The 25,781-nt window shown below is 55.2% G+C and carries 26 protein-coding genes and 1 pseudogene; 13 read left to right on the top strand and 14 right to left on the bottom strand.

Going from position 1 to position 25,781, the window contains the following annotated elements; all coding sequences use genetic code 11:
• The 5 genes and pseudogenes from B3Z49_RS02410 to B3Z49_RS02390 form a co-directional block, all read right to left on the bottom strand.
• Positions 1-119 (bottom strand): annotated as a pseudogene (locus B3Z49_RS02410) (4-hydroxy-3-methylbut-2-en-1-yl diphosphate synthase); the annotation flags it as partial.
• A gap of 180 nt (positions 120-299) precedes the next feature.
• A complete protein-coding gene (locus B3Z49_RS02405) occupies positions 300-1,502 on the bottom strand; it encodes a helix-turn-helix domain-containing protein (protein ID WP_296988017.1) in 1,203 nt (400 codons plus the stop codon).
• Between the two features lie 168 nt (positions 1,503-1,670).
• A complete protein-coding gene (gene ptsP, locus B3Z49_RS02400) occupies positions 1,671-3,953 on the bottom strand; it encodes a phosphoenolpyruvate--protein phosphotransferase (protein WP_008891697.1) in 2,283 nt (760 codons plus the stop codon).
• A gap of 5 nt (positions 3,954-3,958) precedes the next feature.
• Complete coding sequence (locus B3Z49_RS02395; RefSeq protein WP_008891698.1) at positions 3,959-4,987, bottom strand: NAD(P)H-dependent flavin oxidoreductase; 1,029 nt, start codon at positions 4,985-4,987, stop codon at positions 3,959-3,961.
• Positions 4,988-5,126: 139 nt separating this feature from the next.
• Entirely contained in the window at positions 5,127-6,347 is a 1,221-nt protein-coding gene (locus B3Z49_RS02390) for an aspartate kinase (RefSeq protein WP_008891699.1), read from the bottom strand.
• A gap of 423 nt (positions 6,348-6,770) precedes the next feature.
• Here B3Z49_RS02390 and ubiG point away from each other — a divergent pair, with 423 nt between their 5' ends.
• Entirely contained in the window at positions 6,771-7,529 is a 759-nt protein-coding gene (gene ubiG, locus B3Z49_RS02385) for a bifunctional 2-polyprenyl-6-hydroxyphenol methylase/3-demethylubiquinol 3-O-methyltransferase UbiG (RefSeq protein WP_296988014.1), read from the top strand.
• Positions 7,530-7,544: 15 nt separating this feature from the next.
• Here ubiG and B3Z49_RS02380 read toward each other — a convergent pair whose 3' ends face one another.
• Positions 7,545-7,979 carry a DUF1178 family protein gene (locus B3Z49_RS02380; RefSeq protein ID WP_063088954.1) on the bottom strand — a complete coding sequence of 145 codons (435 nt, stop codon included), beginning with the start codon at positions 7,977-7,979 and terminating at the stop codon, positions 7,545-7,547.
• 125 nt (positions 7,980-8,104) lie between these two features.
• On the opposite strand from B3Z49_RS02380, the gene B3Z49_RS02375 reads away from it, so the two are divergent.
• Positions 8,105-8,629: a class I SAM-dependent methyltransferase gene (locus B3Z49_RS02375; RefSeq protein WP_296988012.1), complete on the top strand. Its 525-nt coding sequence runs from the start codon at positions 8,105-8,107 to the stop codon at positions 8,627-8,629.
• A gap of 149 nt (positions 8,630-8,778) precedes the next feature.
• Positions 8,779-10,692 (top strand): PhoX family protein, encoded by a 1,914-nt coding sequence (locus B3Z49_RS02370; protein ID WP_008891703.1) that lies wholly within the window; start codon positions 8,779-8,781, stop codon positions 10,690-10,692.
• 81 nt (positions 10,693-10,773) lie between these two features.
• On the opposite strand, the gene B3Z49_RS02365 is transcribed toward B3Z49_RS02370, so the two are convergent.
• Positions 10,774-11,316, bottom strand: a complete 543-nt coding sequence (locus tag B3Z49_RS02365; RefSeq protein ID WP_064779492.1) for a YHS domain-containing (seleno)protein — start codon at positions 11,314-11,316, stop codon at positions 10,774-10,776.
• A gap of 225 nt (positions 11,317-11,541) precedes the next feature.
• On the opposite strand from B3Z49_RS02365, the gene B3Z49_RS02360 reads away from it, so the two are divergent.
• Entirely contained in the window at positions 11,542-11,925 is a 384-nt protein-coding gene (locus tag B3Z49_RS02360) for a VOC family protein (RefSeq protein WP_296988009.1), read from the top strand.
• Positions 11,926-11,944: 19 nt separating this feature from the next.
• On the opposite strand, the gene B3Z49_RS02355 is transcribed toward B3Z49_RS02360, so the two are convergent.
• Positions 11,945-12,769 carry a carbon-nitrogen hydrolase family protein gene (locus B3Z49_RS02355; protein WP_296988008.1) on the bottom strand — a complete coding sequence of 275 codons (825 nt, stop codon included), beginning with the start codon at positions 12,767-12,769 and terminating at the stop codon, positions 11,945-11,947.
• Between the two features lie 21 nt (positions 12,770-12,790).
• Positions 12,791-12,925, bottom strand: coding sequence for a hypothetical protein (locus B3Z49_RS02350; protein WP_296988007.1), 135 nt, complete (start codon positions 12,923-12,925; stop codon positions 12,791-12,793).
• A gap of 78 nt (positions 12,926-13,003) precedes the next feature.
• Here B3Z49_RS02350 and B3Z49_RS02345 point away from each other — a divergent pair, with 78 nt between their 5' ends.
• Together B3Z49_RS02345 and B3Z49_RS02340 are read left to right on the top strand one after the other, a co-directional pair.
• The gene (locus B3Z49_RS02345) at positions 13,004-13,663 is read left to right on the top strand and encodes a GntR family transcriptional regulator (protein ID WP_008891707.1); all 660 of its coding nucleotides are present in this window, start codon (positions 13,004-13,006) and stop codon (positions 13,661-13,663) included.
• A gap of 152 nt (positions 13,664-13,815) precedes the next feature.
• Positions 13,816-15,153 carry an NAD(P)H-dependent oxidoreductase gene (locus B3Z49_RS02340; protein ID WP_296988006.1) on the top strand — a complete coding sequence of 446 codons (1,338 nt, stop codon included), beginning with the start codon at positions 13,816-13,818 and terminating at the stop codon, positions 15,151-15,153.
• Positions 15,154-15,238: 85 nt separating this feature from the next.
• Here B3Z49_RS02340 and grxC read toward each other — a convergent pair whose 3' ends face one another.
• The 3 genes from grxC to B3Z49_RS02325 all read right to left on the bottom strand — a co-directional run bounded on the left by grxC (position 15,239) and on the right by B3Z49_RS02325 (position 17,361).
• A complete protein-coding gene (gene grxC, locus B3Z49_RS02335; protein WP_008891709.1) occupies positions 15,239-15,496 on the bottom strand; it encodes a glutaredoxin 3 in 258 nt (85 codons plus the stop codon).
• A gap of 125 nt (positions 15,497-15,621) precedes the next feature.
• Positions 15,622-16,389 carry a ComF family protein gene (locus B3Z49_RS02330; RefSeq protein ID WP_296988003.1) on the bottom strand — a complete coding sequence of 256 codons (768 nt, stop codon included), beginning with the start codon at positions 16,387-16,389 and terminating at the stop codon, positions 15,622-15,624.
• A gap of 60 nt (positions 16,390-16,449) precedes the next feature.
• Positions 16,450-17,361, bottom strand: coding sequence for a LysR substrate-binding domain-containing protein (locus B3Z49_RS02325; protein ID WP_296988002.1), 912 nt, complete (start codon positions 17,359-17,361; stop codon positions 16,450-16,452).
• 131 nt (positions 17,362-17,492) lie between these two features.
• Between B3Z49_RS02325 and B3Z49_RS02320 the strand changes: the two genes are divergently transcribed.
• From B3Z49_RS02320 to B3Z49_RS02310, 3 genes are all read left to right on the top strand, one after another.
• A complete protein-coding gene (locus B3Z49_RS02320; RefSeq protein ID WP_296988000.1) occupies positions 17,493-18,110 on the top strand; it encodes a glutathione S-transferase family protein in 618 nt (205 codons plus the stop codon).
• 112 nt (positions 18,111-18,222) lie between these two features.
• Positions 18,223-20,328, top strand: a complete 2,106-nt coding sequence (locus B3Z49_RS02315) for a pyridoxamine 5'-phosphate oxidase family protein (RefSeq protein WP_296987999.1) — start codon at positions 18,223-18,225, stop codon at positions 20,326-20,328.
• A gap of 97 nt (positions 20,329-20,425) precedes the next feature.
• Positions 20,426-21,325 carry a methyltransferase domain-containing protein gene (locus tag B3Z49_RS02310; RefSeq protein WP_296987998.1) on the top strand — a complete coding sequence of 300 codons (900 nt, stop codon included), beginning with the start codon at positions 20,426-20,428 and terminating at the stop codon, positions 21,323-21,325.
• Positions 21,326-21,343: 18 nt separating this feature from the next.
• On the opposite strand, the gene B3Z49_RS02305 is transcribed toward B3Z49_RS02310, so the two are convergent.
• Positions 21,344-21,562 carry a DUF6500 family protein gene (locus tag B3Z49_RS02305; protein ID WP_296987996.1) on the bottom strand — a complete coding sequence of 73 codons (219 nt, stop codon included), beginning with the start codon at positions 21,560-21,562 and terminating at the stop codon, positions 21,344-21,346.
• Positions 21,563-21,688: 126 nt separating this feature from the next.
• Here B3Z49_RS02305 and sfsA point away from each other — a divergent pair, with 126 nt between their 5' ends.
• The 4 genes from sfsA to B3Z49_RS02285 all read left to right on the top strand — a co-directional run bounded on the left by sfsA (position 21,689) and on the right by B3Z49_RS02285 (position 24,621).
• Positions 21,689-22,402, top strand: a complete 714-nt coding sequence (gene sfsA / locus B3Z49_RS02300; RefSeq protein ID WP_296987994.1) for a DNA/RNA nuclease SfsA — start codon at positions 21,689-21,691, stop codon at positions 22,400-22,402.
• A 110-nt stretch (positions 22,403-22,512) separates the two neighbouring features.
• On the top strand, positions 22,513-23,319 hold the full coding sequence (map, locus tag B3Z49_RS02295) for a type I methionyl aminopeptidase (RefSeq protein WP_197145513.1): 807 nt from the start codon (positions 22,513-22,515) through the stop codon (positions 23,317-23,319).
• A 26-nt stretch (positions 23,320-23,345) separates the two neighbouring features.
• Complete coding sequence (gene radC, locus B3Z49_RS02290; protein WP_296987989.1) at positions 23,346-24,188, top strand: RadC family protein; 843 nt, start codon at positions 23,346-23,348, stop codon at positions 24,186-24,188.
• Positions 24,189-24,225: 37 nt separating this feature from the next.
• Positions 24,226-24,621 (top strand): VOC family protein, encoded by a 396-nt coding sequence (locus B3Z49_RS02285; protein WP_296987988.1) that lies wholly within the window; start codon positions 24,226-24,228, stop codon positions 24,619-24,621.
• Between the two features lie 174 nt (positions 24,622-24,795).
• Here B3Z49_RS02285 and B3Z49_RS02280 read toward each other — a convergent pair whose 3' ends face one another.
• Complete coding sequence (locus B3Z49_RS02280; protein ID WP_296987986.1) at positions 24,796-25,659, bottom strand: MipA/OmpV family protein; 864 nt, start codon at positions 25,657-25,659, stop codon at positions 24,796-24,798.
• Positions 25,660-25,781: the final 122 nt, after the last annotated feature.

Genomic DNA, 25,781 nt, shown 5'->3' with positions numbered 1-25,781 from the left:
GTCAGGGTATTGGTCATCGACTGCACCGAGATCGGTGCATCCCCGCCAACTTCCACGTCACCGACACGGATTTTGCGGCTTTGACGGCGTTCAATATCGCGATATGGGCGGACGCTCATTTCCGGTTCCAAAATGTTTTAGATGTCTTGGGGGTGTATATAGCTTATCAAACGCGGTTTAGAAACCGTTGGCTAACAGATTTTCCGCCAGATTTCGCATAGCTGTCACGAAAAAGGCGACCCGTTTGGATCGCCTTTCGCATTTTGTCTGTTTTCACCGCCCGCAGGCGTTGGCCAAACCTATTGAACGGTTGGTTCTTCTGCCTGGGTCAGATCACCGACATCAAGCGAGAAGTCCGAAATCACCGCGCCATATTCCCCAACCGGCTGGGCTTCGGAACCATCGATGCTATAGGTCAGGGCACCGGCATTGCCGACTTCAAGTTTCAGACCGTCACGATTCGGAACCATATAGGTATCACCGGCTGTCAGCATCCGGGTCAGCAGAACATTGCCATCTGCCTCGCGGATACGAACCCAACTGGTTTCAACCGCCGAAATGGTCACACGGCTATCAACATTGACCGCGCCAAATACGCGTGCGCCACCGGCCTCATCAACTTCGGGTGCCGCGGGTACCGATGCAACTTCCGCTGCCGGTGCAGCCGGCGTTTCTGCGGCTGGTGCCTCTGCGACTTCGGCTTCAACCGGTGCCTGTTCTGTGGTGGTTACCACTTCGTTGGCAACGGGTGCAGCTTCCTGCGCCGGGGCTTCGGCAACTTCCTCGGAAGCGACTGGTGCTTCTGCCGGTTCTTCGGTTGCTTCTGCGACTTCGGCTACGGGTTCAGATGCGGGTTCTGCGACCGGGGCCTCGGAAACGGTGGTTTCTTCAACCGTTGCTTCCGTGTTGCCGGCACTTTCCGGTGCAGAGGCAACTGGTGCCCCCTGATCGGCAATGACCGGTGCAGGCGTTGTGATTTCTGCCTCGGCGGCCTGTGCATCTGCGGCGTTTTCAAGATTACGCGGCGCTGAATCCTGGCTTGCCGTTGTCGAGTAGCTTGCAAGTCGCTCTGGCAACGGATCAACCAGATCGGCAATGGTTTTGCCCTGGCTCGACAGGTAGTACCATCCGCCATAAGCACCAAGACCAAGCATAACCGCGATCAGCAACACCGCCCCACCGGGTACACGGCTTTCCTGAACGGGTTTTGGGAAGGACAGTTCACTACGCACGGCCGGCGCATTGCTTTCTGCGCGGAAGCGACGTGCGATCTCTGCACCGTCCAGTCCAAGATGTTCGGCATATGCCTTTACGAAGCCAAGGCCATACGGACCATTCGGCAATGCCGCATAGTCGCTGCTTTCAATGGCTTCGATGTAAATTTTGCGAATACGAAGCATGCGGCAAACGTCTTCGACTGTTTGCCCCAAACCAACACGGGTCGCCTTCAAAAGGCTCCCGACCTCGGTATAACCACCGATCTGGTCTTTATGTTCGTCCATCACACTGTCATTTGCAGACGAATCCCCGGACAAAGGCCTGAAACGAAGGCGTTCTCGGGTTTCGTCGTCCAAATGATCTTCCTTTCGCTTTTTGATCGCCAACTGCGCACCCCCACGTTACGATCTAGCAATAAAACTAGCAGATATCCCCACCAAAAGCGATTGTTTTTAAAGTTTTACACCGTGATCTATTGCGAAAGCCTTAAGACGCGAACGCAATGATCTGGTCGGATTATCCATTATCGTCAGAATATAACTCTCGACTTCAGACTTACACATGCTTCTGACCATTTCCTTGACCGGACCAACAGAGGCAGGCGCCATCGACAAGCGTTTAATTCCCAAACCGATAAGGGCCATCGCTTCAAGTGGACGTCCCGCCATTTCACCACAGATGGTCAGGCGAACGTCCTTTTGATCGCACAATGTCACCAACTGGCGCATGAACGCGAACACACTTGGCGACAGCGTGTCATACCGGCCCTCGATCCTTGGATTGCCGCGGTCAGCAGCAAACATGAACTGCAACAGATCATTCGTCCCAACCGAGAGGAAATCAACCCGTTGCAGCAAGGCCGGAGCCTGCCAGATCAGGGCGGGGACTTCAAGCATCGCTCCGACTTCGACCTTGCGCGGGATAAATCCGCGTACGGCTTCACGTTTGAGCTGCTCGTCAAGAACCGCCTTTGCCTGATCAAATTCAGCAACTTCGGCGATCATCGGGAACATGACATAAAGATCGCGGTCATGCCCGGCCCGGATCAGTGCGCGCAACTGATGCACAAGCACCGCCGGACGATCCAGTGTGATCCGGATCGATCGCCAGCCCATCGCCGGATTCTCTTCTGTCATATCCTCCCAATAGGGCAGCAATTTGTCACCGCCCACATCAAGAGTCCTGAAAACCACCGGCCGGCCTTCGGCCTGTTCAAAAATACGATCATAAAGCCGGGTCTGATCGGTAATATCAGGCATGGCGGATCGGACCATGAACGGAATTTCCGTCCGATACAGGCCAATCCCGTCCGCCCCGCTTTCAATCACATGCGGAACATCAATCAAAAGCCCGGCATTCACGTTAAGTGAAATCTCCGCCCCGTCGGTCGTTTCCGCCGGAAGGTCACGCATCTGGGCATAAAGCGCTTTTCGCTCTGCCCGGGCGCGCAACGCGCCGTCAATCACCGCACGGACGTCTTCGCTTGGTCGAACGAACAGCTGGCTGTTATCTGAATCGACAATCAGCGGATCACCGGCCTCAACCTTATCAAGCACCCCTTTGACCCCGCCCAGAACCGGGATATCAAGCGCGCGCGCAACGATTGCCACGTGCGAGGTGTGCGACCCTTCTTCAAGGGCAAGACCGCGCAAACGGGTGTGATCATAATCAAGAAGTTCTGCCGGACCGATATTGCGCGCCACCAGAATGATATCATCGGGCAGATCGCCAAAGGCCGGGGATTGATACTGCCCCGAAAGATGCTGCAACAACCGGTTGGCCAGATCTTCAAGATCGTGCAACCGTTCGCGCAAATAGGGGTCGGTCACCTGCGCCATGCGCGCACGGGTATCATCATGCACCTTCTGAACCGCAGCCTCGGCCGTCAGGCCGGTATGCACAGCCTCGGTAATGCGGTTCAGCCAGCCGGTATCCTGGGCAATCATCCGATAGGCTTCAAGGATATCACCCGGATCATCGCCTTCATCCATGCCGTTGATGCCAGAAACGGCTTCCAGCATCTTATCAAGATGGTTCTGAAGACCATGCATGGCTTCGCGCAGGCGGGTCAGTTCTTCTTCCGGGTCATCGGAAACCATGCGGTCAATGACGATGCGCGGCTCATGCAAGACGGCAATGCCCTTGCCGATCCCCGGTGCCAGACGTGCCCCGCCCAGACGCAGCGGCAACAACGCAATACCGTCCGCCGGGATCAGTTCCTCGCGGCTGACAAGTTCGCCACCGGCGACCATTTCGGCCAGCACCATGGCGACGTTTTCAAGCGCTTCCTGTTCGTCCTCGGAATACAGGCGTTCGGTCCGGTTCTGCACGGCAAGCACGCCGATGATACGGCCCCCGCGCAGGATCGGCACACCGATCATCGAATGATAGATTTCCTCGCCGGTTTCCGGACGATAGGCAAAGTTCGGATGGCCTTGCGCGTCCTTGAGGTTAAGCGGGCGCGCATGTGCGGCGACAAAACCGACAATCCCCTCGCCCACCCGAAGGCGGGTCAAGTGAACTGCTTCCTTGGACAGACCACAGGTCGCAAACAGCTCCAGCACTTCGCCCGCACGCATCACATAGACCGAGCACACCTCTGCCACCATATCAGCAGCAATGATGGTCACAATCTGTCCGAGGCGTTCTTCAGCAGTCCCCGGTCCAGCCATGACATCGCGCACACGCTTTAGAAGGCGTCGCGGACCTGTGACTGCGGCGGACGGAATGCTCATTTGACTTAGCTGTCTCTCTTAACCAGGGATTGAACGGCCTGTTCGACCAACTCTTCGAGGATTTCGGAAACCGGTTGTTCTTTCTTTACCATACCAACCGACTGTCCTGCCATAACCGATCCGCTTTCGACGTCACCATCGATCACCGCACGGCGCAGGGCACCGGCCCAGAAATGTTCAATTTCAAGCTGTGCAGCGCCTTGGTCAAGTTCGCCTGCGCGGAACTTTTCAATCACGGCACGCTGGGTGTTGCGGAATTCTTCGGTGCCCTTGTTGGCAAGCGCGCGTACCGGAATGACCGGGAAACGATCATCAAGCTGCACGGTGGTCACCGCGTCACGCGCACTTGCGCGGATGAAGGCCTTTTTGAAATCGGGATGGGCAATGCATTCCTCTGCACAAACAAGCCGCGTGCCGATCTGAACACCCGATGCCCCCTGTTCAAGCAAACCGGTAATCGCTTCACCGCGGCCAATACCGCCGGCGCAGAAAACAGGAATATCGGAAACTTCCGGCAGGATTTCCTGTGCCAGAACCGTCAGCGATACCGGGCCAACATGGCCACCCGCTTCGCTTCCTTCAATCACCAGCGCATCAGCACCCGAGCGGATCAGCTTCTTGGCCAGAACCAGTGCCGGGGCAAAGCAGATGACCTTGGCAAATTCCTTGGCCTGCTTGATCGAGTTTGATGACGGCAGGCCGCCGGCCAGAACCACATGACCAACACTGTGTTCACGGCACACTTCGATCAGTTCATTGAGCTGCGGGTGCATGGTGATCAGGTTGACGCCAAACGGCTTGCTGGTCATTTCCTTGGTGGCGGCGATTTCAGCCGACAACAGATCCGGGGTCATCGACCCGCAGGCAATCACACCAAAACCACCCGCATTGGAGACCGCCGAAACAAGGTGACGCTCTGAAACCCAGGACATGGCGCCGGCCATGATCGCGTAGTCGGTGCCAAGGAATTCCTTGCCCGATGCCCACAGGTTTTCCAGGCGCGCCCGTGCGGCGTCAATTTTCGGATCACTCATATTCTCTGTACCCCAAAGCAGAAACGCAGGAGACCAGTGGTCTCCTGCCATTTCATTACAAAGGCTGAAACACACTGCTCCAGCTAGTATGTATTATTACAGGTAATTTAACAGCGGCTTAATCGCCAAACTGTTGAACTTACTCGGCATCCAGACCGTATGCCGTGTGCAACGCACGAACGGCAAGTTCGGTATATTCCTCGGCGATCAGAACACTGACCTTGATTTCCGAGGTCGAGATGACCTGAATGTTGATGCCTTTTTCCGCAAGGGTTTCAAACATCTTGCGCGCAACACCGACGTGGGAACGCATACCCACACCAATGATCGACACCTTGGTCACATCAGAGGTGCTAAGCAGTTCCTGATAGGCGATCTTGTCTTTGTTCTTTTCGATCACCTGAAGCGCACGCTGGAATTCACCACGCGGAACGGTAAAGGTCATGTCCGTGCTTTTGCCGTCTTCTGAGACGTTCTGCACGATCATGTCGACATTGATATTGGCATCAGCCAGCGGGCTGAAGATTGAAGCGGCAATACCCGGCTTGTCCGCAACTTTCACCAAGGTAATCTTGGCCTCATCACGGCTATAGGCAATTCCGCTGACGACTTCCTGTTCCACGATCTCGTCCTCGTCTACAACAAGTGTTCCTTCTGCATCACTAAAGGTAGAACGGACCTGCACCCGGACGCGATGGTTCATTGCCATCTCGACAGAACGGGTTTGCAGAACCTTTGCACCAAGGGATGCGAGTTCCAGCATTTCTTCGTAGGTAATCTTTTCGATCTTGCGCGCCTTGGGCACAATGCGCGGATCGGTGGTGTAAACGCCATCGACATCGGTGTAGATGTCGCAACGATCTGCGTTAAGTGCCGCGGCAAGGGCGACCGCCGACGTATCCGAACCACCACGCCCAAGGGTGGTGATGCGGTTATCGGGTGCGATCCCCTGGAAACCTGCCACGCAAACGACTTCACCGCCATTCATGCGCTTATCAAGCTCGGTGGTGTCGATTTCCTTGATGCGGGCCTTGGCATGTGCACCGTCGGTCTTGATCGGGATCTGCCAGCCAAGCCAGGAACGAGCAGGCACATCCATGCTTTGCAGCGCCATCGCCAGCAAACCGACAGTCACCTGTTCGCCCGACGATACGATCACGTCATATTCACGTGCATCATACATCGGCGAAACTTCCTGCGCCCAGCCAACCAGTTCGTTGGTCTTGCCCGACATGGCGGACACGACAACAGCAACCTGATTGCCGGCATCGACCTCGGATTTCACCCGGCGCGCGACATTCTTGATTTTCTCGACATCGGCGACCGAAGTGCCGCCAAATTTCATGACAATACGGGCCATGAAGTATCCCCGCTATGCTCGCCGTCCATCGGCTGTCCGAACGTGACGGCATGTGATCCGGTCCCGGCCCGGGTAAGCATGCCGAATTTGCGGCGCTTCCCCTGATCCAAGCGGCGTAATCAATACTGCCATAATCCCCGCGAAACAAGCGTCAAGGATGCCGATAAATTGCGTGAGAGCAATTTTTTTGACCTGATAATGTCCCAAACCGTCCGAATGCGGCAAATTGGGTCGCATATCATGCGAAAATTACCCAGTAACCCTGATGATCTGCATCATCTGAACATGGCTGCCTTGCTTTGAATTTCTGCCAGATCGCCGCCAACACATCCTCATTTGACAGGTGAGTATTGCCTTGCCGTGCGCGCACGCGTAAACAGGGCGTCATACAGCAACGTTGTTTTACGCCTTCGGAGCCACACCATGTCGGACGCACCCGCCCCCACCAGCCGCACCGCCAATGCCGATGAAATCGCACGTTTTTCTGCGATGTCGGAAAAATGGTGGGATCCGAATGGTGTGATGAAGCCGCTGCACAAATTCAATCCGGTGCGCCTGCAAATCCTGCGCGATAATATCTGTGCGCATCTTGGCCGCGATCCGGAAACAATAGAGCCGCTTAAAGGCATCGAAATCATTGATATCGGCTGTGGTGCTGGTTTGTTGTCCGAACCGCTTGCGCGCATGGGGGCAAAGATGACCTCGATTGACGCCTCAGAAAGCAATATCGAAGTCGCCAAAATCCATGCCGCACAATCCGGCCTTGAAATCGACTATCGCTGTTGCACGCCGGAAATGCTGGCCGATGAGGGCAAGCAGTTTGATATCGTGCTGAACATGGAAGTCATCGAACATGTCGATGACCCGCAATTCTTCATGCAGGCCTGTGCATCGGTGCTCAAACCGGGTGGATTGATGTTTGTTGCCACACTGAACCGCACGATCAAGTCACTGGCACTGGCCAAGATCGGCGCGGAATACGTTCTGCGCTGGCTGCCTGCGGGCACCCATGACTGGCGCAAATTTGTCAAACCATCGGAAATGTCGGGCTATCTGCGTGGTGCCGGTCTGGACCTTCAAGATATCACCGGGGTGGCTTACAACCCGTTCAACGACACATGGTCGCCTGCCCCGCGTGATCTTGATGTGAATTATATGGTGATTGCCCGAAAGCCTGACTGATCTTCCTGGATCGCGTCAGTTCTTTTTGGTTCCGTCATCCCACGGCAATGCCATGACATCGATGCCTTCATCGACCAGTTCGGCGGTTTCCTTAAGCGATGCCTGACCATAGATGCCGCGCTTTTCGGTTTCGCCGTAATGGATTTTGCGGGCTTCTTCGGCAAACTTGTTGCCGACATTTTCGCAATTGCTTTCGACCTGTTTGCGAATTTCGGCAATTGCAGCCTGGGTCGCTTCGGCGATTGCCTTTTGCTGTTGTTTTTCGGCAGCGACTTCTTTTTGCCGTGACGTGCGCAAACGCGGCGCCATCAGGGCCTTGCCAACATTTGATGTTCCACACACCGGGCAGGACAAATCCCCGCTGGCGGCCTGCGCGTCATATGTTGCGCCGTCCTTGAACCAACCTTCGAATTCGTGATCATGTTCGCATTTAAGCTGAAATAGAATCATGATGGTACGTGTATAAGCCAAACCAGTAGCAAAACGATAACACTATCAGATACAGATCATATGGCGCGCATGGGCCGGGATCGCCAGCCTGCGGGCGCCACACTCAATAACCAAGATTTACAAAAATGTCATCCCAATTGCCATCAAGCTGGGTCACACAGCACTGCCCCACGCCACACCCCACCCGCAATCGCGCGCTTGATCTTGCGTGCGGCAAGGGACGGCACAGCTTCTGGCTAGCGGATCAGGGTTGGCAGGTGACGGCAATCGACCGCGACCTTGCGCAAACCGATACCGATACAAACCCTGCGATCAACTGGATCGAAGCCGACCTTGAAACGGGTCAATGGCCATTGGGCGATCAACAGTTCGATCTTATCGTTATTACCAATTACCTGCATCGGCCGCTGTTTGAATATCTACGCGACGCCGTCCCACCGGGCGGCACCCTGATCTATGAAACCTTCATGGTCGGGAACGAAGCATATGGCCGTCCGCGATCACCGGATTTCCTGCTGCGCACCGATGAATTGGCAGACACGTTTGCCGACTGGACGATCATCGCCCAGCAACAAGGCCCGATCAGAGCGAAACCGGGTGATGAAATTACAGCGATAAAACAATCTATTGTGGCGCAGAAGCCTGAGTAAGACGGATCAGCTGAACGGCATGGATGATTGAAACAAATCCGTAACATACTGTTTTTGCAAAAAGAAACACAACTTTCACAATTAAAATGTGTCGTTTCTGGCATCTTCCCTGCTGCTGTTTCAGGCATAGGCGTTAAGAGAGAAAAGCCATGAACGATAAATACGAAATCATCGAAGATAGCGACGATATCCCGTCCAACCCGACCAACAATCCGTGCATCGACGATCTGATCAATGCACGCTTTTCCCGCCGCGGCTTTTTCAAAGGCCTGATGGCGACGTCGGCTGTTGTGGGCGCAGGCATTGCGACCAGAGGCGTTGCCAAGGCGCAGTCACCTTCGACCCTGACCTTCAAATCGATCCCGCAGAAAATCACCGAAACCCATGCTGTTGCTGATGGTTATGACGCCAGCGTCCTGATCCGTTGGGGCGACAAGGTTGTCGCCGATGCACCGGCATTCGTTCCGGGTCAGGTGGATGCCAACGCGCAGAACAAGCAGTTTGGCTATAACTGCGACTATGTCGGCTATATGCCGCTTCCGGTTGGTTCGCAGAATTCCGACCATGGTCTGCTGTGCGTCAGCCACGAATACACCAATGCCGAACTGATGTGGTCGGGCCTCAAGGATGCGATGGACGCATCCGAAGAACAGGCGCTGCACGAAATCGCGGCCCACGGTCATTCGGTCATCGAAGTCAAGAAAACCGGTGGCAAATGGCAGGTTGTTGACGGGTCCGATTATGCCCGCCGCATTTCTCCGATCGACACCGAAATGCAGATTACCGGCCCGGCTGCCGGTCATGACCGCCTTAAAACCAACACCGATCCGACCGGCACCCGTGTTATCGGGACGCTGAACAACTGTGCGGGTGGTAAAACCCCGTGGGGTACGGTTCTGATCGCCGAAGAAAACTTCAACGGTTACTTTGGCGGCGATATCGCCAAAACCAGCGAAGAACGCAACTACAAGCGTCTGGGTATCAGCCAGGACAGCTGGTACTCGTGGGTTAAATATTTCGACCGCTTCAATGTTGAAAAAGACCCGAACGAGCCGAACAAATTTGGCTGGATGGTTGAAATCGATCCGTACGATCCGACCTCGATGCCGAAAAAGCGCACCGCCCTTGGCCGCTTCAAGCACGAAGGTGCCACCGTCATCATCAACAAGGACAACTCCGTTGTTGCCTATTCCGGTGATGATCAGCGCTTTGACTATCTCTACAAATTCATTGCGGCAAACAAATACAATCCGAATGATCGCGCCGCGAACATGGACCTTCTGGAAAACGGCACGCTCTTTGTCGCCCAGTTCCACGAAGATGGCAGCCTTGACTGGATGCCGCTGATCTTTGGCGAAGGCCCGCTGACCGCTGAAAATGACTTCCACAGCCAGGCTGATGTTCTGATCGAAGCCCGTCGTGCGGCCGACCTTCTGGGCGCAACCCAGATGGATCGCCCGGAAGACGTTGAACCGAACCCGGTCAACGGCAAGGTCTATGTCATGCTGACCAACAACTCCAAGCGCAAGGAAGGCAACGCAGCAAACCCGCGTGCGGCCAACCCGCATGGTCACGTGCTGGAACTGACCCCTCCGGGTGGTCGCGGCAAGGATGCCGATCACACCGCTTCGCGCTTTACCTGGGACATCATGATTGCTGCTGGTAACCCGGCGGTTGCCGATGACAAGGCGGTTTACCATCCGGCGGCAGAATCTTGGGTTTCCTGCCCGGACAACATGGCAATCGACCATCGTGGTCGCCTGTGGATTTCCACCGACGGCGCACCGAAGTCCGACATTCCTGATGGCATGCATGCTACCGATGTTGATGGTCCGGGCCGTGCGCTGACCAAATTCTTCTTTGCGTGCCCGGTTGGTGCGGAAATGTGCGGTCCGGAATTCACCCCGGATGGAAAGACGCTGTTCCTTGCCGTTCAGCACCCGGCAGACGGTTCGTCCTATGACGCGCCAAGCACCCGCTGGCCGGACTTCCAGGCAGCAATGCCGCCGCGTCCGTCGGTCGTGGCTGTGACCAAAAATGATGGCGGTGAAATCGCGGGCTAACCGCCTGCTTCACTGTCCTGAAATGCAAAACGCACCGGCCAGTTTGCCGGTGCGTTTTTGGTTGTCTGCGCGTCACCCATATTACTTGATCGGTGCGGCCATATCATAAGTGCCGTCATTATCTGAAATCGCCATCCAGCTTTTGTCCGACGCGGACTTGCTTTCAAGGTCAGTCCAGTTGCCTTTGGCCGCACTGATGTTGCCTGAAATATCTTCGTTCCAGAAACCAACCACAGCCGGCGTGATATTCAGATAAAGCTTCCCGTCGACAATCCGCCACAGGTTCGGGTTGGCCGGTACTTTGCCGCCCTTTACAACGCCGTACGCACAATGCCCATCAAAGGCCGGGGCGTATTTCGCCGGATCGGCCAGAAACATGTCGCGGTTTTCCTCAGACGCAAATGCCCAGGTCGCACCATTATATTCGGCGGTAATGTCGGCCCGGCCCGGAACGGCATGGGGCTGCATCATACCAACATCCTTTTGCGGCAAATTGAAATAGGCCACCGCGTCATAGCCGCTGATCGCAAAGCCGGTTTCATCGACATATTGCTCGCCCGCAAAGGCGGCACCCGACAGGCCAAAAACAAATGCCGTACCGATCAAAAACTTTTTGAACATCATTCCTGTTCCTCCGTTTGAAAATCCCTGATGAACCGAGTTTGCCCGGGAAGGGCTTCAAAGCGAAATGACGTTGCGACACTGTTTCGTGAGATCACGTGAGCCTGTGAAAAACCGCTCAACGCTTCCTATATCAATCAAAGAGAATTACCCCTTGACCTCAACTATAGTTGAGGAATTATCAACAAGGGAAATCGGAAAACAGACATCCCAAAACAAGGACAAGCCATGACTGCTGCATTTCTCGAACACGTGAATTTTACGGTCGCCGATCCGGCGAAAACCGCCCGGAACCTGCATAACTGGTTTGGCTGGCACACCCGCTGGCACGGGGAGGCCATCCATGGCGGGCTGTCCTATCATGTTGGCAATGACACAAGCTATGTCGCGATCTATGCCCTTGGCACACCAAAGGACGGGCAGGAAAACTCCTATGCCACCATTGGCGGTCTGAACCATATCGGGATTGTCGTCGATGACCTCGATGCGACCGAGGCAAAGATCAAGGCCGACGGCATTGAAACCTTCAACCATGCCGATTACGAACCCGGTCGGCGGTTCTATTTCCGGGATGAAAACGGCATCGAGTTCGAAGTGGTCAGTTACGCCTGACCACTTCGATCAAACATGATTAGCAGGGTTTATATTCCCGATCATTGCCAAGCGATGGCACCATCCGGCGAATTTCATCAACGCGCGTCAGATCAATCTCGGCGGTGATGAAACCCGGATCGGTGCCACCATCGGCCAAAACCTGTCCCCACGGATCAATGATCAGGGAATGACCAAATGTCTGGCGGTCGCCCGGATGATCACCGCACTGGGCCGCCGCAATCACAAAGCATCCGTTTTCAATCGCACGCGCCTTCAAAAGGGTATGCCAGTGCGCCTGCCCGGTTGTGCGGGTGAAGGCCGCCGGGATGCTCAGGATCTTTGCCCCCGCCTTGGCGTAATCGCGAAACAGATGCGGGAACCGCACGTCATAACAGATCGATATCCCGACCTTGCCAAATTCGGTTTCGGCCAGTCGGGCGGCATTGCCGGGCCGGAATGTTTTGCTTTCACGGTAACTTTCGCCATTGGCCAGATCGACGTCAAACATGTGGATCTTGTCATAGGACGTGATGACCTTGCCATCCGGACCAATTACAAAACACCGGTTCGCAACACGGTCTTCATCCGGCACTTTGACATGCAGCGATCCGACAATCAGGGTGGATTTCAGTTCTTCGGCCAGGTCGCAAAAGAAAACCAGACCGGGATGCTCATCCTCGGGAAAGGCAGCGGCACGGACATTTTCGCCGCCAAACGACATCATCGACACGTTTTCAGGAAAGGCGATCAATCTGGCCCCCGCCGCATGGGCATCGCGGGCATAGGTTGCCGCCCGCGCAAGGTTATCAGACATCACATCGCGCGAATTGACCTGCACGCAGGCCGCAATGAAACGAGTCATGACGCAGTCTCCTTTTTATCATTATCCGTCTTCATGATGCTTCTCATCCCAGCCTGCCGCAATAGACAATTGGGATAGCGAAGCCGCTAAAAAGGCCCGCAAAAAGACCTGCGCCTTAGCGCACACATTGCGCATTTCCACATCAACAACCGACATCACGCACATCCGAAATTCAGTCTTTTCATGCCCGAAATTAGTGTATACAGTATTCCGTACACCTAACGAGGATCGAAGATGGAACCTCTTTCCGGCCGAAAAAGTCTGACTGACGAAGTGCATGACCGCCTGGTTGATGCCTTGTGTTCCGGTGCTCTCCCTCCCGGGACACCTTTGCGTCAGGAAGCTATTGCCGAGGAACTCAATGTCTCGCGGCAACCAGTGTTGCAAGCTCTGGGGTTGCTGCGTCGTGACGGACTGGTCGAACCGATGGGACGGCGCGGATATCGCGTTGCGCCTGTCGACAGCGACCTTGTCCGTCACGTTTATGACCTGAGAGAAGCATTTGACGGGCTTGCAGCTCGTCTTGCTGCTGAGACCAAGGCACCGGATCGGGAATCGGCTTTGCGGGCTGCCATTATACAGGGACACCACGCTCTGGGCAGCGGCGACACCGCAAACCTTGTTGCAGCCGACGTCGCATTCCATCAAACGATCTACCGTTTGTCGGGTAACCCCCTGTTGCCCGAAGCATCAGCCGCAGTCTGGCTTCAGATCAGACGCGTGATGCATGCCTACCTGCAGATCGGGTACCCCCGTGATCCGATCTGGACGGAACATCAGGCCATCGCCGATGCAATCTGTGTCGGCGATGGTCCTCTTGCCGAAAAACTGGCGCGCGATCATGGCCGCAATGCACGTGATCGCCTGATTTCCCGAATGGAAAAGCCAAGCTGACCTTCCCCTCGCTGCCACCAACAGCCCGCCTTTTCCGAGCCCTTCGCACCACCAATCCCCATCGACTTCAAAAAATCTGCCAATGACCCGTCCGCGTCGCCAAAGGCAGAACCATATAAGAACGACAAGTTTCCTGTCTGGGAGGAACGCCAATGAACCTTGATACAAAACTGCGCAAACGGGCCGATGAAGGTAATCCCGTCCGGGTTGGCATTATCGGTGCTGGCAAGTTCGGATCGATGTTTTTAAGTCAGGCCGGCCATCATCCGGGTTATCACGTTCTGGGTATTGCCGATCTTAGCATTGATCGTACCAAGGCCGCCCTGCGCCGTGTCGGATGGTCTGATGACCAGTTCACCGCAAAGGACGCTGCATCGGCCTATCGCGACGGCACCACATGGCTGACCGAGGATGCAGATGCCCTGATTGCCGCCGACGGGCTTGAAGTCATCATTGATGCCACCGGAAGCCCTGCGGCCGGTATACGCTTTGCGCTCAAGGCCATCGAACATGGCCGTCATATCGTCATGGTCAATGTCGAGGCCGATGTACTTGCCGGGCCACTTCTTGCCAAACGGGCCGAGGCCGCAGGTCTTGTTTATTCCATGGCTTATGGCGATCAACCGGCGTTGATTTCGGAAATGGTCGATTGGGCTCGCGCGATTGGCCTGCCGGTAACGTGTGCTGGCAAGGGCACCAAATATCTTCCGATCTATCACCACGTCACGCCCGATGATGTCTGGCATCACTATGGCCTGACACCCGAACAGGCACAGGCGGGCGGCATGAACCCGCAAATTTTCAACAGCTTCCTGGATGGCACCAAATCCGCCATTGAAATGGCGGCCGTGTCCAATGCCTGTGATCTTGTGCCGCAGGATTGCGGATTGCAGTTTCCGGCCTGCGGAGTGGATGATTTGCCCCGCCTGCTTTGCCCGCGTGAAAGTGGCGGCATATTGGATCGCAAAGGCACGGTCGAAGTGATTTCAAGCCTTGAACGCGACACCCGCCCGGTGTTTCGCGATCTGCGCTGGGGCGTTTATGTGACCTTTGAGGCCCCCAGCGATTATGTCGCGCGGTGCTTTAACGAATATGGCCTTCTGACCGATCCAAGCGGGCAATATTCGACCATGTACAAGCCCTATCACCTGATCGGGTTGGAACTTGGCATTTCGGTGGCCTCAGCCGCCCTGCGCGGCGAAGCCACCGGCACATCGCGCGCATGGTCGGGCGATGCGGTTGCCACCGCCAAACGCGATCTTAAACCCGGTGAAATGCTGGATGGCGAAGGCGGATATACGGTTTACGGCAAACTGATGCCTGCCCTGACGTCAAAGTCACGCAATGCCCTGCCCATCGGGCTTGCGCACCATTTGAAAATCAAGCGCCCGGTGGCGATGGATCAAACCCTGACCTGGGACGATGTCGAATTTGATGCCAAGGACCCGGCAATTGCCTTTCGCAAGGAAATGGAAACCACCTTCGGCTAACATCACAATCATCAGACAAATAAAAACCCCGGCCAAACTGGCCGGGGTTTTGTATGACAATTGCCGTTAATCAGCCAAATGGCGATCAGGCAGACAGCTTGGCTTCGAGCTTGTCGGCAGCTTCCAGCGCCATCAGCTCGTCACAGCCGCCAATATGTTCGTCATTGATGAAGATCTGCGGCACGGTATGACGGCCATTGGCACGGTCCATCATTTCCTTTTTGCGACGCGGTTCCATCATCACATCGATCAGCTGGTATTTCGCACCCTTTTCCTCAAGCAGCTTACGCGCACGCTTGCAATACGGGCACCATTCGGTGGCATAAACTTCAACTTTTGCCATGAGGCAGTCATCCTTTCTTTGGCAACCGATCATCGCGAATGCCCCGGATTATCGGGTCCACTGCGTCTGATACGGTGCGGAATTTCAGTCAGATGACGGCTATATAACAGAAATCTTGCAGCGCGTCATCGCACGACACGTGCAACCGTGATCACAGATACGTGCATAACGCCTGATTGCTTTAACGCCCGAACACAGGCATTGGCCGTCGCCCCGGTGGTCAGAACATCGTCAACCAACACCACCCTCGCCCCTGCAAGATTACGTTTCTCAGCGCGGACTTCATCGACAACAAATGCCCCACCAACTTCGCGTTTGCGTGAAGACGGCCCAAGTCCGCCAAGGCTTCTTGTATTGCGCTGCCGCCCCAAAACCAGCCCATCCCAAGGCACGCCTGTCATGCGCGAAAGCTTTGCCGCCAAAAGGCCCGACTGGTTATAGCGCCGTTTCAAAAGCCGTCTTCGATGCAAGGGCACCGGCACGATCAGGTCGGCCTGATCCCAGATCCCCCTGCCCGCCTGATAGACCCAGCGCGCAAGAAGTGGTGTCAGATCACCGCGATCCGCATGCTTGAACCGCAACAGGTATTCGCGGCTGTGATCGTCATACACCAGTGCCGCCCTTGCCTGATCAAAGGCCGGTTTCTTTTGCAGACAATTGCCACACAAAATCTGTCCGGTTTCATCCTGATCACCGCCGATGTTTGCGCTATCATCAAGTTCGAACGGATAGCCGCAACAGGCACATTGCGGGGCCGTGATAAACCTTAAACCCGCCCAACACTCGGCACAGACCGCATGGGTGGTATCGGTCACATCGCCACAGCCCCCGCAACGCGGTGGTAAAATGGCGTTAACGCCCATGGTTGCGACGGTGCGGACCCATTCGATCATCTGCGATGCTATCCACGATCACCTTAAGGAAAAGGCAGCATAACACACGCAGGGATTGAATTAGCCAAAATCAAATAACGGATTTTTCCGCAAGGTATCCGCCGCCAGATCAATAAACGCCCGGACCTTTGCCGAGGCATGGCGGCCCTCGGGATGGACCAGATGGATTGGCACCGGATCGGGATCATAGTCGCCAAGCACGGCCACCAATCGCCCATCCGCAAGATACGGGGCCGCCTGATAGGACAGCATGCGCACAATCCCCCAACCATCAAGGGCCGCATTTCGTGCGGCCTCAATCGAATTGGTTTGCCATCTGGCATCCGGGGAAAAGCCGATCTTGCGCCCGCCATCCGGGGATCTGAATTGCCAATCAAGCCGCGCGGACGATCCAGTGGTGGCAATGAGGCGATGAGTACCAAGATCAGACGGTGTTTGTGGCGTTCCAAACCTCGCAATGTAATCCGGTGATGCGCAAAGGATCTGGCTGACCTGCCCGACCCGGACGGCAGTTAATGATGAGTCGGCAAGATCACCGATGCGCACCGCAAGGTCGATGCCTTCCTCGACAATATTGACGATGCGATCAAACAGCAAAAGACGTGCGTGCATGTCGGGATATTCATCCAGATATGCGCCAACAATCGGGGCGACATGCATCTGGCCGAACTGAACCGGGGCGGTGATGGTCAACATCCCGCTTGGCTTGGCATAGGCGCCACCGGCGGCGGCTTCGACTTCTTTCAGGTCGGCCAGCAATCTTTTGCAATCTGCATAATACCGTGCACCGGCCTCTGTCACCGTAACCGACCGGGTTGTGCGCGTCAGAAGGCGTGCGCCTGTCACATCCTCCAGATACGCGACCGCGCGCGTGACCGCAGGTGGACTTTGACGCAACGCGCGGGCAGCAGCGGCGAAGCTGCGCGCCTCGACCACATGCACAAACACATTCATTGCGTCGAAACGGTCCATCTTGTGCCCCATGATTATTCCACTTAACGGAATACTAAATTTCCAATAAACGGAATTCCATCATTAAATAGAAATAATCACAATATCCTTCGTTTTCGCCCCATGCGAACCAGCAAATCGGAGGATGTTTCATGAAATTGCATTATTTCGCGCTGTCGGGACACGCCCATCGCGCCCACCTTTTCCTTAGCCTGCTTGGCATTGATCACGAACTGGTTCATGTCGACATGGTCAATGGCGAACATAAATCCCCGGAATTCCTTGAACTGAACCCGTTCGGGCAGGTTCCCGTGCTTGAAGATGGCGACCTTGTCATCGCGGATTCCATCGCAATCATGGTCTATGCCGCCAAAAAGGTCGGCGCGACCAACTGGCTCCCCGAAGATGCGGCAGATCTGGCACTGGTTCAGCGTTGGCTTTCGGTTGCTGCTGGTGAAATTGCCTACGGCCCGTGTGCGGCGCGCTTGTTGACGTTGTTTGGCGCCAAGTTTGATGCAAACGATGTCATTGCCCGTGCGCATGGTGTTCTGAAACTGATCGATGATCGCCTGTCAAACCGCGACTGGATTGCGCTTGATCATCCGACCGCCGCCGATATCGCACTTTACAGCTATATCGCCAACGCCCCCGAGGGCAATGTCGCGCTTGATCCCTACACGCATGTCCTTGCTTGGCTGAAACGTATTGAAGCACTGCCGGGCTTTGTGCCGTTTGAAACGTCTTCGGTCGGTCTTCGGGCGGCTTCGTGACGATATGGGCCGGTCGTTGATCCCTGCGCGTAGCGCGCAAGAACTTCAAGCGAACCGGCCCCACCGAATTTGCCCCGCCTCGATACCTCTTTCCTATGGACAGGAGCACGAGATGAACACGGCCAACACCGCAACATCCACACCAGTGATGAACCAAAAAGACAGTGAGGCCTGGCACCAAGGTGAAATCGAGATGCAGGAACGTGTGGGTGTCCGCCAACTAATGGCGGATGTCGGAAAACGTGTTCTGCGTGATCACCTGATCGATCAACATCGCCAGTTTTATCCGCAGCTGCCCTTTGCCGTGTTCGGAACTGTCGACGAGAACGATGATGTCTGGGCGACCTTGCGCGCCAATCATCCCGGGTTCCTGTCGGCATCTGATCCCTATCACCTGTCCGTCAATTTGCCGCGCGATGCCGATGACCCTGCCGATGCCGGGATGGGCGACGGCAAGCCGATTGGCATGATCGGCATCGAATTGCATACGCGCCGCCGCAACCGGCTAAATGGACGCATTACCGCACAGACCGATACAAAATTTGAAATTCGGGTCGGGCACAGCTTTGGCAACTGCCCGCAATATATCCGCCTGCGTGATTTCGAATTTGTCCGCGACCCGATGTCTACACCGACATCCAAACCCGAAACATCCCGCAAACTTGATGACCGGGCGCGAGCGCTGATTGCTAAGGCCGATACCTTTTTCGTTGCGACCTATGTTGATCGTGACGGCGGGCATCGCGAAGTTGATGCATCTCATCGTGGTGGCAAGCCCGGCTTTGTCCATGTTGATACTGATGGCACGCTGACAATTCCTGATTTCGCCGGAAACCAGTTTTTCAATACGCTGGGCAATATCCTGTGCAATCCCAAGGCCGGTCTAATCTTTACCGATTTTGCGACCGGTGATGTCCTGCAAATTACCGGTGACGCTGAAGTCATCACCGAAGGTCCGGAAATCGGTGCCTTCAAGGGTGCTGAACGGCTGTGGCGTGTTTTCCCGCGCAAAACAGTCTGGCGGGCATCAGCATTGCCAATTCGCTGGCGCCCGCAGGAAGAAGGCATGTCCCCCAACAGCCTTCTGACCGGGGATTGGGAAAGTGCCGAGAAGAAGCTTGCCGCGATGAGCGCCGCGCAACAATGGCGCTCGTTCAAAGTGGTGCGGATTACAGAAGAAAACCATCTGATCAAATCCTTCCACCTCGAACCGGCTGATCAGGGTGGCGTGGTGTCATTCAACCCCGGTCAGCATTTGCCAATCCGGGTGAACGTGGCGGGCCATGACAAACCGTTGATCCGAACCTATACACTTTCCAGCGCACCATCAGATGTGCACTATCGCATCAGTGTGAAACGCGAAGGCGTGGTATCCGGCCATCTTCATGACAACTTGAATGTTGGCGACACGCTTGAGGCACGCGCCCCTGCTGGTGATTTTTTCCTGCTGCCGGATATCAAACGACCGATGGTTTTAATGGCAGGCGGGATTGGCATTACGCCCATGATGTCGATGATGCGCCATGCGGTTTACGAGGGATTGCGCACACGCAATTTCCGCCAGATCTGGCTGTTTTATGCAGCACGGAGCATTACTGACCGTGCCTTTGATGCGGAAATTGTCGAACTGGTCAAAGCCGCCCAGGGCAACATCAGGATCATCCGGGTTCTTGGTGATCCCGATGGCGCAACAGCCCGCAAGGATTACGAAGCATCGGGTTATATCGACATGAACCTGTTGCGGGCCGTTTTGCCGTTTGATGATTTTGACTTTTACCTGTGTGGTCCACCGCCCTTCATGCAAGGTCTTTATGACGGGCTGCGCGGGCTGAATATCGCCGACAAGCGCATTCACGCAGAGGCATTTGGCCCCGCGTCATTAACCCGCAGCCGGGACAGCGATGACGACGTTCCCGAACTGCCCCGTGCAAGCAGCAAGCCCACCAAGGTCGAATTCGCCCAATCAAACCAGTCGGCCGTCTGGCAACCGGATGCAAACAAGACGTTGCTCGAACTGGCCGAGGATGCTGGCCTCACGCCTGAGGCAAGTTGTCGGGGCGGGAATTGCGGCACATGCCGCACCAAAATCACCCAGGGCAGGGTTACCTATAAAAACCGGCCCAGCGCAAAAGTCAGCCCGGACGAAGCGTTGATCTGTTGCGCTGTCCCTGCCGAACCGGAAGATGGCGAACCAACGCCACTGGTTCTGTCGATATAGGCTGCATGGATTTCTGGTTCTTCGATTGCAAGGGCGGGATCAAAGCTCTATCTAGATCGTAACTTTTATAACGATTTTAGCCGGAGCTTCCCGCCCCATGGCCGATCCGATCACCGTCTTTGATCGAGACATCCTGAAACTGCGCCGCGACCGTGCGGCGACCAAGGCACAGGACTTTAACTTCCTGTTTGCTGAAACGGCCGAACGCCTTGCCGATCGCCTTGATGACACCACGCGCACATTTCCGCTGGCGGTCGATCTTGGCTGTCACAGCGGCGAATTAGGCCAAATCATTGGCACACGCGGTGGCATCGAAACGCTGTATCAAAGCGACATTTCGCGGGGCTATGCCACGACCGCACAGGCCAATAACGGCAAAGGCACGCTGGTCGCGGACGAGGAATTCCTGCCCTTTGCCGAAGGATCGCTTGATCTGATCCTGTCCAACCTGTCACTTCATTGGGTCAATGATCTGCCGGGCATGCTGTTACAGGCACGCCGCGCCCTGAAACCTGACGGGTTGTTTCTGGCTTGCCTGCTCGGCGGTGAGACGCTCAAGGACTTGCGCGAAGCCCTGATGACGGCGGAGGCCGAGGAAGAAGGTGGCGTATCCCCGCGCGTATCGCCGTTTGTCGACGTCAAGGATGCCGGGGCGCTTTTACAGCGCAGTGGCTTTGCCCTGCCCGTCGTCGATGCCGATGATATCTATATCGATTACCCGGACGCGCTGAAACTGATGCGGGATTTGTCGGGGATGGGCGAAAGCAACCTGATTGCCAAACGATCCAAAAAGTTCACCAAACGCAGCACCCTTGCGCGGGCGGCAGCAATTTATCACGAACGCCATGCGCGCCCTGATGGCCGCATCCATGCCAAGTTTCAGGTGATCTATCTAACCGCCTGGGCCCCGGATGAAAGCCAGCCCAAGCCGCTGCGCCGTGGAACGGGTCAGGTCAGCCTGGTTGATTTTCTGGGTGATGACGCGAAGAAGCAATAAAGCCGGATCAAGCCGGGATCACTTCCCTGCGGATACCATCTCGCGGATCTTGGTGGCCTTTTCAAAGTGATCAAGCTCGTGGGTCTTGATCCACCAAGTCGCGGCCTCCATCAATGTGTCCGGGTCATCATTGCGATTGGCAAAGAACGCATAGAATGACAGGCCGACATCCGGCCCCTTTTGCGCGATTTTCTTGTCGCAAACAGCAATGATTTTATCGCGCAGGCTTTGACGCATGATGGCTCCGTGAAAGGGTTGTGACTTCAAGGGGTTGATGTATGACCTGTTTGCCGCGAAATTGGCAGTCTGATAACGCCCGTCACATGACAATTTCTGTCAGGACAGATTTGCGAAAGATTTGACATGCAACTTCCCCAACCCCTGATCCACGGCAAGCTGATCAAACGGTACAAACGGTTTCTCGCCGATGTCGAACTTGATAATGGCGACGTGATCACGGCCCATTGCGCCAATCCGGGCGGGATGATCGGGCTGAAGGAGCCGGGGATTGATGTCTGGCTGTCGCAATCAGACAATCCCAAACGCAAACTGAAATATAGCTGGGAGCTTTGCCAGATCGGCGATGCATGGGTCGGCATCAATACCGCGCACCCGAATGCCATTGTCGAAGAAGCAATCCTTGCCGGGAAAATTCCCGAACTGGCGGGCTATGAAAGCCTCAAGCGCGAGGTCAAATACGGCAAGAATTCGCGGATCGACATTTTGCTGTCTGATCCGGACAAGGGCCTATGTTATGTCGAGGTCAAAAACGTCCACCTCAAACGCGATGAAAACGTTCCAGGTCTTGCCGAATTCCCCGATGCCGTCACCGCACGCGGTGCAAAGCACCTTGATGAAATGGCCGATATGGTTGCCGACGGCCACCGGGCGGTGATGTTTTACCTGATACAACGCACCGATTGTGATCGCTTTACCTTGGCCACCGACATTGACCCGCATTACGGTGAACGGTTCAAGGCTGCGCGTGCCAACGGGGTTGAGGCGATTGCCTATGATTGTTCGATTGATACCAGTGCGGTGACGGTGCGCGACACATTACCGATCACCGGCTTATAAGCATCAAACCCCGCGCATATCAGCCAATCCTTGCCAATTCTGGCCGGTGGCTTTATGTCATTGGGCTATACATCGAACATAGATATTGCCGAGTTTAAGGAGATTTTCGGGTGGCGAACGGAACAGTTAAAATTCACGGCCCCGAAGCATTTGAAGGCATGCGCGCCGCTGGCAAGCTGGCAGCAGAAGTGCTTGATATGATTACCCCGCATGTGGTTCCGGGTGTCACCACCGGTGAGCTTGATCGCCTGTGTGATGAATATATCCGTGACCATAATGCGATCTCGGCCTGCCTTGGCTATCGCGGTTTTCCGAAATCGACCTGTACCTCAATCAACCATGTGGTCTGCCATGGTATTCCCGGTGATAAGAAACTCGCCAATGGCGACATCATGAATATTGATGTCACCGTCATTCTTGATGGCTGGTATGGCGATACATCGCGCATGTATATTGCAGGCACGCCCAAAGTCATGGCGCAGCGTCTTGTCGATGTGACCTATGAGGCGCTTTGGCGCGGGATCAATGCCGTCAAACCCGGGGCAACCCTTGGCGATATCGGCCATGCCATTCAGTCCTATGCCGAAAGCGAGCGTTTTTCAGTCGTGCGTGATTTCTGCGGTCACGGGCTTGGTCAAGTATTCCATGATGCGCCAAATATCCTGCATTACGGCAAGCCGGGCGAAGGTCTGGTGCTTGAGCCCGGCATGATCTTTACGATTGAGCCGATGATCAATCAGGGAACCTATGCGTGTAAAATTTTGCCCGATGGCTGGACAGCCGTAACGCGAGACCGCAAACTGTCGGCACAGTTTGAACATTCGCTCGGCGTGACGGAAGACGGGTTTGAAGTATTTACCCGATCCCCCGCCGGTCTGGAAAAGCCGCCCTACGATCTCAGCAAAGCTGCCGAGTAACGGGCACCTAACAAGGGGAAGCAGATTTGAGCGAAAAACAGGATCGCAAAGCTGCTTCTACTCCTGCCCAAAAAACCTCATCGGAAATTGATGATGGCACGCGGGTCTTTTTTGATCAGGCCCGCACAGCGCATGTATCGGGCACGCTTGGCGCATCCGGCACCGACGCAGTGGACGCCGAAAAATCCAAATCCGCAAAACCCCATTATCACGGCCATCGCCAACGGCTGCGTGATCGGTTTATCAAGGGGGGTGCCACCGCACTTGCCGATTACGAGTTGCTTGAACTGATGCTGTGCATGGCGATGCCGCGTGGGGATGTCAAACCACTGGCAAAATCGCTGATCGCGCAATTTGGCAGCTTTGCCAATGTTCTGGCCGCCCGCCCCGAAGACCTTAAAACCGCCAAGGGCCTTGGGGATGCCGGAATTGCCGCCATCAAGATTGCCGAGGCCAGTGCCCTGCATCTATCACGTGAACGGGCCATGGAATTACCGGTCATCGCCAGCTGGGAACAGCTGATTGATTATTGCCGGGCCCGGATCGGGCACCTTAAGAACGAGGAACTGCATCTGCTGTTTCTTGATCGCAAGAACCGGCTGATTGCCGATGAATGCCATCAACGCGGTACGGTCGATCACACGCCGGTTTATCCGCGCGAAGTCATCAAGCGTGCGCTTGAACTGCATGCCTCGGCCCTTATTCTGGTGCACAACCATCCAAGCGGCGATGCCACCCCGTCAAAGGGTGACATCGACATGACCCGCAAGATTATCGATGCCGCCAAGGCGATGGAAATCACGGTTCATGATCACATCATCATCAGCCGTGCCGGATATAATTCCTTTAAGACGCTTGGCCTGATATAGCTGCCATCCCCGATCCATTTCCCACCACGAGATAGCCATGCCACATATCGGTTTGTTCGCCCTTGTCGTACGCGACTATGACGAAGCCATCGCATTTTACACCGAAAAAGTCGGCTTTGAGTTGATTGAAGATACCGACATGGGCTGCGGGAAACGGTGGGTGGTGGTCTCCCCGAAGGGAGCTCGTGAAACACGTGTTTTGCTGGCGAAGGCAGGCAATGACGACCAAGTCAGCGCGATTGGCAATCAAACCGGCGGTCGGGTTGGCTTTTTCCTGAACACAGATGACTTTGAGCGCGATCACAAACGCATGGTTGATGCAGGGGTTCATTTTCTTGAAGCTCCCCGCGATGAGCCCTATGGCATGGTCGCCGTGTTTGAGGACCTCTATGGCAACAAATGGGATTTGCTGCAAATGAAGGTATCAGGGTGAAACTGGCTGCTATCCCGATACCCGCCACCGACCGGGAACAAAAAAAATCGCGGAAAAAGGTAACGGACCGGCAGTTGGTTGCAATAGTGGGGGATGCCGGTCCGTCTCGTCGGCAAAGCCTGATTGCTTGCCGACAAGTTCGAGGTAAGATGATGACAGGGAGACGGTTCAGGGTCAGAAGGTGTAAACCAGCACCAGACCAGCACTGAGCACATAGTCCTCATCAATGATCGGACTGTCGGTATATTCGTCGAGCAGGAATTTAACGTCGGTGGTCCCAACGACGGCAAAACTTTCGGTCACCGGATAGGTCACACTGAAATCAAGATGCGGGATAAAGGTGGCGTCGGGGGAATAGAAGCCACGATCACTGCGCACTTCATTACGACGCACGCCAACATTGTAATCAACCAGGTCTTCGCTTTGCCAGGTCACACCACCGCCGACATTGAAGCTGAACTTCTCGTATTCGGTTGGCAGGTAATAAGCAACATCCACCTCATGCCCGCCATGAGCATCATTGAGATCGGTCTGATAGCTTGCCTGAAGCTCGCCGTGCCAAACACGCAGCGATCCGCCGATACCGGCTTCGTATGCCATATCGCGTTTTTCAAGCCCGTTCAGATAGCTTGAGTCACCCGGATCAAATGGCTCCATACGAAGTCCGCCAATGACCGAAATACTGGCAAAATCATTCATCCAGACTTTGGCATCAATGCCGTCAATACCGATACGAAGACGTTCGGCATCATAGGCCAATACCGGAAGCGCGTCTAAATCTGTACTATCGGCCCCGCGATAGGGATTGCTGCTGATCTGGCCGAAGGCACCGATCTGCCAATTGCCACCAAGCCAGGGTTTAAGTGGGTCTTCGGTCTGCGGATTGACCTGTTCGCGGATGATTTCCCTTTGTCCAGGCGTTGCCGTCTGGGCGTGCGCGCTGCTGGCAAGCATGATGATGATGGCTGCCGTACAGATGCCAAGTCCGCCCAGCACCATTGCATCCCCCAAACGACGAGAACAAAAATGCGATACCATAATGTCTAAACATCCCAATTGTGTTGTTGATGTCTCGACATTGCCCGAGCGTGCGAAGGAAGGCGTCCGGTTTTATAGCCTTGTACTTACAATCCGCACCAAACAGGTACGAATGCGCATTC

The organism is Thalassospira sp. UBA1131, assembly GCF_002311515.1.
Taxonomy (GTDB): domain Bacteria; phylum Pseudomonadota; class Alphaproteobacteria; order Rhodospirillales; family Thalassospiraceae; genus Thalassospira.
Note: the sequence above shows the minus strand (reverse complement) of the source record. Positions and strands in the feature narration are given on the sequence as shown.